The organism is Calditrichota bacterium (assembly GCA_013112635.1).
In the GTDB taxonomy this organism is placed as follows: domain Bacteria; phylum Calditrichota; class Calditrichia; order Calditrichales; family J004; genus JABFGF01.
Genome location: JABFGF010000018.1, coordinates 19,646 through 31,605 on the forward strand (window position 1 = coordinate 19,646; position 11,960 = coordinate 31,605).

The following is an 11,960-nucleotide window of genomic DNA, read 5'->3' on the forward strand; positions in this document are numbered from 1 at the left end:
ATTTATGCCACAATATCGGAGGTTTTTGTGAACAAAGTCTATATGATTTCTTACTTGATGTTTTTCTTTCTTTTAACCGGATTAGCATTTTCCGGTGATACAGGAAAAATTTCAGGAACAATAATAGGTACAGATGTTAATGAAGGCCTAATTGGTGCAAATGTTGTCATCGAGAGTATCTGGCAGAACGAAAACGAGATTGAGCTTGAGAACAAGATTGGTGCGGCAACAGATGTGAATGGCGAATTTTACATTTTGAATATCCGGCCTGGTATCTACAATATTTCTTGTTCTTATATCGGCTATAAGACAGAGTTGCGAACAAAAGTACAAATTTTTGTAGACAAAACTACCAGGATGGATTTTGCTTTGGAACCGGATGTAATGCAAAGTGAAGAGATTACAGTTACAGCTTATAAAGAAGAGGAAGTTGAAGTTGATGTTACAGCCACAAAGCAAGTTTATGATATTTCCAATGTTGAATCTATTGCGGGTGTGACAGACATCGGGAGTATACTCAACTTGCAGGCGGATGTTGTTGATGATCATTTTAGAGGTGGCCGCCTGGGCGAGTCTCAATACATACTTGGTGGTGGTGCAATAGTTAATCCAATCAATAATGGCCGCGCCTTTAATCCAATCGTAACAGGATTAGAGCAGGTAGAAGTTTATACAAGTGGTTTTAGTGCAGAATATGGAAATGCCCAATCGGGTGTAGTGAATATGGTTACCAAAGAAGGTACTTCCAGGTGGACAGGACGTTTGGAAAGCTCTGCTACAATGCCGTATTATAAATCCTGGGGAGGCAGCCCTTATGATCCTGACAACTTACATTTTTATGAAACCCTGCTTGATCTTGAGGAATGGCTAAAAGATAATCCGGCAGATCCCGGTAAGCCGCTATTTGATCCAAGTTACGGTTTTCTTTCCAATTATTTACCAGAAAGAAATGTTTGGCCGCCAGATCCATTGACGCATGAAGATACATTGCACATTGCACGTTTAAGTCAGATTATGTGGTTGATGTCTATGCAGGATGTGGGGCTTGATTATAATGATAAAATGGATTACCGATTGGATTTTTCCGCAGGTGGCCCAATCCATGAAAACATTAATTTTTTTGTAGCTGCGCGCCAAAACACCACTTATACAATTGTGCCCAGAACCAATCCGGATATGGAACGACAGGTTATGATGAATCTGGTTTACCAGGCCCAACCTGAAAATAAATTCAAATTTTCTTTTATTGTGGACAACACAGTTGAAAGTATTTTTGACAGTAATTATTTGCGTTGGCTATTTGACCGTAGCCTGAGCGTTTCGAATTATAATAGTGTTTCCAAGCAATATGCCATGGAGTGGAAACACGTTTATTCCCCATCAACTTTTATGGATTTAAAATTCAATATTCTGGACTTGAGTCAGGTAGAAGCTATTGAACTGATTCAGGATGGTGAGTTTGTTGAAGATTATCGTGACAGAACTAATTGGACTGATTACAACAGGGGGCCATCAGGCCATTTCCTGGGAAAAGCAAAAGATGATTTTAGTGAAGATAAAACTTTGACTTATTCATTTGATGGTAGCGTAAGCAAGCAGTTTAATAAAAACAATCTTCTCAAGATGGGTATTCAGTTTTCCTATTATGATATGGAAATTGACCGCAAAATAAATGCTTCATCAGATGCATCATACCGGATCGTCAAAGTTTCTGCTCAGCCTTACGAAGGTGCTCTTTATGTGCAAGACAAAATGGAATTTACGGGGATGATTGCAAACCTGGGTTTGCGTCTGGATTTTAATGACTTGCAAAGCAGATTTTATTCTGATCCTTTTTCAGTATCGCGGTTACCCGAACCGGATAAAAAAACAGATATTCTGTTAAGATTACAGCCCCGCATTGGATTTTCATTTCCCGTTTCTGAAAAATCAGTTTTTCATTTAAACTATGGGACATTTACACAGCGTCCTAGTTTTGATCAGCTCTTTTTCAACCAGGCTACATCCGACGGTGCATTAACAGAAGTAAGTGGTCCAAATCTAACACATGAAAAAACACAATCGTATGATATTGGTTTTGTCCAGGCATTTCCACTTGGATTACGGCTCGATGTAAGTGCCTATTATAAAGATGTAAAGGATCTTGTTGAAACAGCAATTTATGAAAGTTCTGATGGAGGTAAATACTCTACTTTTGTTAATCGGGACTATGCAGATATAAAAGGATTTCATTTAAGCCTGGAAAAAAATACAGGGCCTGTTAAAGCATATGTCCGCTATAATTTCGAATCTGCAACGGGTAAAAGCAGTAATGCTCTTGATGCGCCTGTTACCTATTTCGAAGAGGCAGATCCGGTTGAGGGATTTGTTGATTTGCCGGACCCTGAAGACATATTTTTGGATTATGACAGAACACATAAACTTGTTTTAAACCTTCGTTATAGTTTACCGTCTGCAAGCGGATTTAAGGTTGCAGATTTCTATCCTTTTGAAAACACTTCAATCAGTTCAACATACCGCTATGTATCTGGCCGCCCTTATACTTATGACACGAGTGGACAAGGTTTAAAGTACAATAAACGTACACCGGTTGAGCGCGATTTACGTATCCGTTTTCAAAAAGGCTTTCGCTTAAATGGTTTTAACTTTGACTTTTATGCAGAGGGTTTCAACCTGTTGAATGAAGATTGGTTTCAGTATTCCAGAACATTTAACAGCAGCGAAAACACAGCTCGGTGGCACAATGAACGCAATGAAATTTTGATTGAAAAAGACTACATTCCGTATGTAACGGACCGTTCTGTATACCTGTTACGTAATTTACCACGCCACTACAGGTTTGGCCTTGTTTTTAAATTTTGAATTCAATCGGAGTTAAAAAATGTTAAGAAGTTTTTTATTTCTAAATATATTAACTGTCACGCTTTTATCATTAGCTCAGGCCCAGTTTCGCGATTTTAGAGTTCATGATCGGGGTATGTTACACGAGACAGTTTTTAATACCGGGGAAATTGGTCGCGGCTGGGAAACGGGTGAAGGCGGCAATGTGGCCAGTAAACCTGTTTTTGAATGGCCACCATATTCGCGTACAATAGTTGATGGAATAGAATACAGCGGCCAGCACAATATGCTGGGTGCCGGTATGTATATGGCAGCAAACCTGGATGGAATTACCGGAAAAGAAAACCGAATATATGCCTTGTGTGGTGGAGTTGGTGCGAGTGACCCTGAGATTGTGGCAGGAAAATGGAGCTTTCCGTTATCGATTGATGAATGGGAAAATTATCCGGTTTTGGAAGATGGCAGTCTAAACCCTTCTTATGATCCAAATGAGGCAGAAGAAGTAATTACAGCTTCATGGGCAACTCCTGTTGGTGTTACAGTTACACGGACATCACGCGCCTGGAGTTATCCTGACTATGATGATCTGATCATTTATGAATATACTCTTGAATACACCGGGGATACAGATGGTGACCCGACTACAATTGAGCAAACAGAAACCTTAAAAGATTTTATGGCCCTGTTTATTTATGGTTTTGCGCCATCCATGTATGGCTACCAACGCTGGTATAACGAATGGAAATATGAAGATGGTATCTACCGCGGTGATCAAAATGGTTTTTGGGATGCAGATTACTGGTTATCGTTTAATCTGAATCTTAGAACTGAAAAAGTAAATCCAATCTGGGCAAAACCCGAACCTGATTTAGAAAAATTTCTTGAGAATGCCTCGACAGGAAAAAATGGCGGCGGTTTAACCAGTCCTCAAGCACCAGGATATTGTGTTTTATATTATGATACAAACCATCTGGCGGTTGTTGACCGTGATGACCCCAATGCCAACGAGTCAGAAGCAGTTAAAATTTTGCGGGTTAGAGACAGTGTATATTATGAATTGGATGAAAACAAACACTTTAAACAGCCTTGGTCAAACAAAGTAAGTACGGGAAATACAAGAAGTTCTAAAATGGTGGATCAGTCAATCAATCCTGATTCACGCTGGAGTGGTGTTTTAAGTGAAGGTAGCACGACCTGGCCGGAAGTAGCCAACTTTGAAGAGCGTTGGTATGGGCGAGCGGCCTTTAATTATCGTCAAAGCGTAGATGCCGGGCAAAAGCATACTGTTTTTGGGCCGTATACGCTAAATATTGGTGATAAACTTGAATATGCAATAGCAGAAGTTGTTGGCTATGGTGGTACACCTGGCAAGCGTGTTGAAGGAACAACGGGAGCAGCTTTGGTGCAATGGAATAATACACCTTCCTGGAACAGAATTGTCCGGGTTGATGGTAAGGCCTGGACAGATTCAGGTTATATCGATCAATATGGTTATCCGGATTATGTCAACTCAGATGTAGTAACCGTAACACAGGTTGCCCATAAAGCTTTTGAAGCATATCTCGGGAAATCAATTGCAATTGACTCTGTTAAACATGAACCGGTCGATGGCCCTTTTTGGCCGGAAGATCATCCTAAAGATGGATCTTATATAATTCCTGTTCCAGTTCCGGCACCAGGTATTACGGTTTCTAATACACCTCTTGCGGAAATTGAAATAATATGGGGTCGCGCCGTAGAGGAGTTTGAACATCCGCAATTGACAGGGGAGTTGTCCGGTTTCAAAGTTTGGCGCAGCGAAACAGGAATGGGACCGTGGGAGTTGTTGTCTGACGTAACAAAAGGGGATGTAAATGAAAATGAAGAATATTTGTTTTTAGATACAGATCCCGATTTTAAGGTTGGAGAGGCTCGTTATTACTCAGTTACGTCTGTTGATGTTAATGGATTTGAAAGTGGGAAAACAAATATTATCCGACATGAAAAAAATATTGGCTCTGTTTTGGAGTTTGGAAAAGTTCATGTTGCCCCAAATCCATTTATTGTAGAATCAGGCTTTACCGGCGGTGGAGAAGTTGTTGACAAAATTGGGTTCTTTGGTCTTCCGAATAAGTGCAAAATAAGAATTTTTTCATATGCAGGACAGCTAATAACCACAATCGATCATGATGTTCCTGTTTACTCAAATGAGTGGTTTCAAGTTACGCGTAACGATCAATCAATTGCATCAGGTATTTATTTCTTTGTTGTAACAACCCCTGATGGAGATAAAACCAGCGGCAAATTTATTGTGATTAAGTAAGAGGATCAAAATGAAAACTCTATTAAAAAATATATTACTTTGCCTTCTTCTATTACAGGTTTCAATTGGATGGGCACAAAAAGTTGGAACTACATCTTTCCAATTTTTAAAGGTGTTAACAGATGCCCGGGCAACTGCAATGGGAGAAGCGTATTCTTCGGTTGCCACCGGATCGGATGCTGTTTTCTGGAATCCCGCACGCCTTACTTATGTAAAAGGCACTGATCTGGCAGCCTCATATATGGACTATTTTCTAGATGTTAAACATTTCTCATTTTCCGCAGCCTCAACTATCGGGGACGTTGGTACATTTGGAATTTTCGGTACTGTTACCGATTTCGGTGAAATACCTGTTGCAACCGTGGATCGACTTGGTTTTATAGGAGATGTATATAACCCCGGTTTAACAGGCGAAACTATTCAACCGAGTGCTTTTGTTTTTGGTGTTTCATATGCTCGTGATATGACAGATAAGTTTTCTTTTGGAATAACCGTCAAATATGGGAAAGAAGATCTGGTAGCAGCGTCTGAAGATATAATAATGTATGATGCCGGAATAAATTATAAAACCGGTTATAAATCCATCGAAATAGCAGCAAGCATCCGACACTTTGGCCCCGAAGTTAAATTTGTTAAAGAAAAATATCCCTTACCTCAGACTTTTAATATAGGGTTTTCGAGTTACCTTATTGGAAGTAATGACCCTTTGTTAACATCAATAGAAGGGCAATCGCTCCTGTTTGCTTTTGATATTGTTCAGCCGAGAGATTATGATCAACAATATAATTTGGGTTTGGAATATGGATTTAATGATATGTTTTTTCTAAGAGGCGGCTATAAACTGAATTATGATGAAGAAAGCTTTGCACTAGGTTTGGGTATTAAATATGATAGTTATCGTATTGATTATTCTTATAACGATTATGGCGAGTTTTTGGATTCTGTACAGCGTTTTACAATTGGTTTCGGCCTTTAATTATTCTGGAGTCATCAATGAATGTGTTCAAAATAAATAAAGTTTTTCTGTTTTGCTTATTTGCCTACTCAACAATACTTATGGCACAGCACCGCGGAGATGATCTTGGTTTCCAGGGTTTACAGCAAGAAAACTATTCCGGTGTAAAAGCAGTTGCATTAGGTGGAGCATACACCTCACAAAGCTCAGATTTAAATTCCCTTTTCTGGAATCCTGCCGGCCTTATGGGGCTACAGGAATTGGAACTTGATATTTCCTATAATACGTCTGATGCCCAATGGCGAGAAAATCAGCGCTATCGTCCCAACCGATATTTTGTAACATTACCATTTTATTTAGAAGGTTGGTATGTACCGGATGCTGCCAATAACGGAATTTGGGATCATGAACTTGCAGCAGACACAAATTATGTAGTAAATCCAACGGGCGGAGGAAATGATCCGTACAGTAAGGCAGAAGCCGATTGGATAAAAAAGCAGAATAATTCTGGTATTGGCCATATTGCTGTTGCCTACCCTATTACACTATTGGATCGTCAGTTTGTTTTTGCAGGATCATACTCACATAACAATTCTGTACAAAACTTTGATCGCAATGATACATATCTTACGCCAATGATAGGATACAGTGGGTACGATGGTTTTGTTGACCGGGTGGATGGAAGTGATACATTAAATGTTGATTGGTATAATTATTCAAGCAGTCGTTTTGGTGAGAGTACTACACTAAGTGCTGCTGTAGCTTATCAAGTTACTGAAGCGCTAAATATAGGTCTTTCTATAAATGTTATGAATGGCCAGACTGATGATATTCTTGTCCTAAACAAAATAGGGACATTTGGCCTTTTTGATAATAATGAGTTTTTCTTTTCATATGATACACTTGATACTCAGATCAAAGGAACATCCGATTTCAGTTCAACTGAGATAAACCTGGGCTTTATTTACAAGCTGGAAAACTTAGATGTGGGTGTCAATGTTCAACTACCATACACACTGGAACGTCAATGGAAATATTCTAAAACGGTTACTGACACAGGTGGAACTATACAAAGTACATTGTCAGGAACCGATGAGCTGGAATTTCCTGCCATTTTTAACTTTGGTGTTAATATAAGGCCTACAGAAAAACTTATGGTATTGTTTGATTATACATATGCACAGTATAAAAAAGCTAAATTCAATTATGCCTCTGCTGATTCTCTTAGACCAAACTGGGCAAACCAAAATATTCTCCGTTTTGGCTTACAATATAAACCAATTAACGACATAGCTCTGATGGCTGGCTATCGTAGTACACCTCAGGTTTTTATACCCGATGGAAGCGCAGAAAAAGATAAAGGTCCAATATCCACAAGTTATAGTTTTGGCATAAGCTATCAGGTTATTGAAGCAGTACGAATAGATGCAGCATATGAGTTGAAGGAGTTGCGCTATTATGATCAGTATTTTAGCAATACAAATTATAACACACAAACATTAAATCAATTGCATTTTGGAATAAATTATAAGTTTAATTAAGGAGTAGAAATATGAAGAAGATTCTTACTTTTTTTTCAATGGTATTTTTGATTGCAAATTTTTCATGGGCAAGTAACATTCCCGTATCTAGTGAATTTGATTTTAAACTTGCTTTAGATTTTGCAACAAATAATAATATTGATACACTTTTGCTTACAACAAGCGGGGGCATTTATACAACAACCGATACAGTATACCTGGCAATAAAAAGCCCGGTAGTTATTATTGCGGCTCCAGACCTGGAAGAACCACCAATTTTTACCCATAGTGCTGCAGACTCGAATGTTCTTGAGATTTTCAGGATTATGGATGATGTTACTTTTGAAGGTGTTGTTTTTGATGGAGGACATGCGCAAAGCCATGGAATGAAGTATGCTTTACGCGTTGGTGACGGCGAAGACTTTTATCCGGCAAAAGTTGGATTAAATATTACAATAAACAATTGCTATTTCAAAGATATTTACCGTGACAAAGATTTAGAGCAAGATGGACATGGATTGTATTTCTTGAAAGGTGTTGACGCTGGCAACATTAAAGTAACAAATTCCACATTTGAAAATATTGGTTATGAAGCTATAAGGATAAGTGAAACCGAAAAATATGCAATTGACCGGTGTCTGGATACTTTGATAGTCAAGAATTGTACTTTTATAAATATTGATAATGAATGTGTACGTTTCTATTCTGATCAGGATCCGGAAACAGAAGATGCTTTTATCATGATTGAAAATTTAACAGTTTATAATTCTGCTGTCAGGATTATTTATTTGAAAAACGCATCGGGAATTCCCCCAACCAATACAGCCAGAACTTTTGTACGGGATATAATTGTTGCCAATGCCCGTCTGGATGGTGGAAAAGGGCGCTCAGATTATGTTATAGAAGCACAAGGTGCAGGATCATATGTTAGCCATATTGATACTTTTTTGATGGTTTATGATCCATTTACAAAATCAGATGAATCAATTAAAGCATCAAAAGGTGGTACAGTAGATACAACTACTATTTATAATTTTGATCCTGAGTTTGTAGATCCGGGCAATAATGATTTTACATTAACAAACGGTTCTCCTGCTTATGGAATGGCTTCAGATGGACAAGCTCTTGGTGATTTACGCTGGTCATTAATCCCGGTTGGAATTAATGATAATCCAGACCAACAAATTCACAGCTTTGCCTTAAAACAAAACTACCCAAACCCATTTAATCCATCGACTACAATTGAATATTCAGTTCCCGGAATTTCTCCTGTAAAAATTACTATTCATGATATTTCCGGAAAAGTGGTTGAAGAAGTTTATAATGGCATGGTTACAGCAGGGACGCATCAGGTAACCTGGAATGCACCGTCTACAATTTCAAGTGGTGTATATTTCTATAGAATTGCTGCTGGTAAAAATGTAGAAACACGTAAGATGATGTTTATAAAATAAATAAAGAACTATATTGTTATGTCAGAAGGCTGGTTTTCCAGCCTTCTTTTTTTTTGGTAATTACATTATGAAAATGTTCATCCTGGTTTTTATTAGCGCGATCTTTTCTTTTGGAAACGAAATCTTTGTAAGCTCCGCATTGGAAATCAAAACTGCCCTAACCTCAATTGTACCTGGCGATACTCTGACTATGGTGGAAGGTACCTGGACAGATCAGCAAATAAAATTTAATGCATCCGGAACGTCTGAACAGCCAATTTTATTACGTGCAAAGTATCCGGGAAAAACAAAACTTAGCGGTCTGTCGAATTTACGTATTAGCGGTGAATACTTAATTGTCGATGGGTTATCGTTCATAAATGGTAGAAGTCCGTTTGGGGCAGTAATTGAATTTCGTGGGGATTTGGGAGATGCTCAAAATTGCCGTTTAACCAATACAGCCATTGAAAATTATAATCCAACAAATCCGGCTATTGAATACAAATGGATTTCTCTTTATGGCAAAAATAATCGTGTTGACCATTGTTATCTTCGGGGGAAAAATAATTCGGGTGCTACCATTGTGGTATGGTTAAACAATCAAGCAAATTATCATACAATCGATTCTAATTATTTCGGATATCGCCCTGATTTGGGTGAAAATGGCGGGGAAACAATTCGTATTGGAACCAGCGACTGGTCCTTGTTTGATTCTTATACTACGGTGGAAAACAATTATTTTGAACGTTGTAATGGTGAAATAGAAATCATTTCAAATAAAAGTGGTCATAATACTTTTCGATATAATACTTTTTACGAATGCGCAGGAACTTTGACATTAAGACATGGAAATTATGCAACAGTTACAGGTAACTTTTTTATAGGTAATAATAAAAGCAATACTGGTGGGGTCAGAATTATTGGTGAAAATCATATCGTTTATAATAATTATTTTCAAGATCTTACAGGAAGTGGATTACGCGCGGCTCTTTCAATAATGAATGGTGTCCCGAATTCTCCTCTTAATCGCTATTTCCAGGTAAAAAATGCCCATGTGCTGTACAATAGTTTTGTTAATTGCCGTGAAAATATAATTTTAGGAGCAGGGGCAGATAGCGAGAGAACATTGCCGCCTTTGGATTGTTCAATTGACAATAATGTTATTCTATCAAACACGAGTAACTTTATGGTTGATGAAGAAGACACTCCTATAAACCTTACCTGGTCCGGGAATATTTTTTTTGGATCGAGTTTAGGTATAGATCAGCCGGAAGGTATTTTGATAACTGATCCAAAGCTTTTGGAATCTGGTGATGGTTTGTGGCGCCCTGAAAGTGACAGCCCATTGCTTGGAGCAGCGGAAGGTGATTTTGAATTTGTAACCATTGATATGGATGGACAAAACCGATTGACTCCTTTTGATGTTGGTGCCGATCAAAACTCTGATGATCCGGTGATATATCGGCCACTAACAGCAGATGATGCAGGCCCAAATTGGTATCCTCTACCGGCAAAGGTTTTTTTGGTTCCGGCAGAACATGACTCTTTGATGAGTGCAGTTTATAAATCTGTAACCGGCGACACCATTGAATTGACTGATGATGGAGGGATCTATACAAACAGTTCAGAAATAATTATTAATAAAAACGTTTTTATTAGAGCCTCTGACGGCTTATCTGGAAAGCCAATTATTAGAAATGCAGGGTCAAGCGGATCAGGCGCTCTTTTTGTAATTGTTGATGGCGGGAACCTGACTTTAAATAACCTCAAGCTTGATGGAATGGCCGGCACCGAAACGCCCGCAAAATATCTTATTCGTACAGATTCTATCCCAATGACTAAGAATTATAATTTGCGTGTTAAAAATTGTGATTTTTACGATGTAGTATCCGGTAGTGAAGGTAATTTCTTTAGGGCTTTTGCAGGCACATTTGCCGATACAATTAGCTTTGAAAACTGCTTATTTTATAATAGTGGTGAAGAAGGTATTCGCTTAAATGATGAGGCCTTAAACAGCAGCTTATATAATGTTGGTTACTTGGGTATGACTAATTGTACAATGTGGCATACTAACAAAGAAGCCATAAATATCTATGCGGGAGATGAAATTATTTTTACGCCCGGACCCCATATTAGAATAGATCACTGTACATTTGATGATTGTGGTTATAATTCTGCAGCAGTATTAGTCCCGAAAGATGTTACGGATATTAAAATTCATAATTCAATTTTTACAAATAGCTCTGGAAATTCTCCATCAATTACATTATCCGGGTTTCTTGCTGAAATTGCATATTGTGATACTTTTAATATTTCGGGTGTTGTAGTTGAAAATAGTGCGGTTATTGGAGCAGGCATGTTAGGGGTTGATCCGCAATATACAGACGCCCCAAATGGAGATTTTACATTGCTTGCAACTTCACCACTTGGAGGTAAAGCGAATGATGGTGAGGCAATGGGAGATTTACGATGGGCAGATAATGTAACGACTATTGATAACTCTCCCCGAAAAAAAATCCCGCAAAAAATTGCTCTTCATAGAAATTACCCGAATCCGTTTAATCCATCCACAACAATTGAGTTTTACTTGCCCAAGATTTTACCCGTAAGAATTACAATTCATGATATTACCGGAAAAATTGTCGATGAAGTTTATAATGGAATCGCAATTGCAGGAACGCATAATGTAAAATGGAATGCCGGCAGTTCAAAAGCGAGTGGGATTTATTTATACAGGTTAAAAGCAGGCAACTATTTTGAAACAAAGAAAATGATGCTAATAAAATAGTATCAAATGATACCATAGCTTGTCTTTTTAGAACATTTAATTGCCTAAAGGGATGAGCTCAATATACTGTTGAACGACGCGTTTAGACAAGCGTGTAATTAAAGAAATAGAATTAATATCA

Annotated in this window: 6 protein-coding genes; all 6 read left to right on the forward strand. The window is 38.2% G+C overall.

The window, feature by feature from the left end; all coding sequences use genetic code 11:
* The first annotated feature begins 27 nt into the window (after positions 1-27).
* The 6 genes from HND50_22130 (at position 28) to HND50_22155 (ending at position 11,839) form a co-directional block, all read left to right on the forward strand.
* Entirely contained in the window at positions 28-2,862 is a 2,835-nt protein-coding gene (locus HND50_22130) for a TonB-dependent receptor (protein ID NOG47951.1), read from the forward strand.
* A gap of 19 nt (positions 2,863-2,881) precedes the next feature.
* Positions 2,882-5,143, forward strand: coding sequence for a T9SS type A sorting domain-containing protein (locus HND50_22135; GenBank protein ID NOG47952.1), 2,262 nt, complete (start codon positions 2,882-2,884; stop codon positions 5,141-5,143).
* 10 nt (positions 5,144-5,153) lie between these two features.
* Positions 5,154-6,119, forward strand: coding sequence for a PorV/PorQ family protein (locus tag HND50_22140; GenBank protein ID NOG47953.1), 966 nt, complete (start codon positions 5,154-5,156; stop codon positions 6,117-6,119).
* Between the two features lie 17 nt (positions 6,120-6,136).
* Positions 6,137-7,639 carry a hypothetical protein gene (locus HND50_22145; GenBank protein ID NOG47954.1) on the forward strand — a complete coding sequence of 501 codons (1,503 nt, stop codon included), beginning with the start codon at positions 6,137-6,139 and terminating at the stop codon, positions 7,637-7,639.
* 11 nt (positions 7,640-7,650) lie between these two features.
* Complete coding sequence (locus HND50_22150; protein NOG47955.1) at positions 7,651-9,072, forward strand: T9SS type A sorting domain-containing protein; 1,422 nt, start codon at positions 7,651-7,653, stop codon at positions 9,070-9,072.
* A gap of 67 nt (positions 9,073-9,139) precedes the next feature.
* Positions 9,140-11,839, forward strand: a complete 2,700-nt coding sequence (locus HND50_22155; protein NOG47956.1) for a DUF5123 domain-containing protein — start codon at positions 9,140-9,142, stop codon at positions 11,837-11,839.
* Positions 11,840-11,960: the final 121 nt, after the last annotated feature.

Coding starts and splice junctions, on each gene's coding strand:
- HND50_22135 (NOG47952.1), top strand. CDS start 2,882: ATGTTAAGAAGTTTTTTATTTCTAAATATATTAACTGTCACGCTTTTA.
- HND50_22140 (NOG47953.1), top strand. CDS start 5,154: ATGAAAACTCTATTAAAAAATATATTACTTTGCCTTCTTCTATTACAG.
- HND50_22145 (NOG47954.1), top strand. CDS start 6,137: ATGAATGTGTTCAAAATAAATAAAGTTTTTCTGTTTTGCTTATTTGCC.
- HND50_22150 (NOG47955.1), top strand. CDS start 7,651: ATGAAGAAGATTCTTACTTTTTTTTCAATGGTATTTTTGATTGCAAAT.
- HND50_22155 (NOG47956.1), top strand. CDS start 9,140: ATGAAAATGTTCATCCTGGTTTTTATTAGCGCGATCTTTTCTTTTGGA.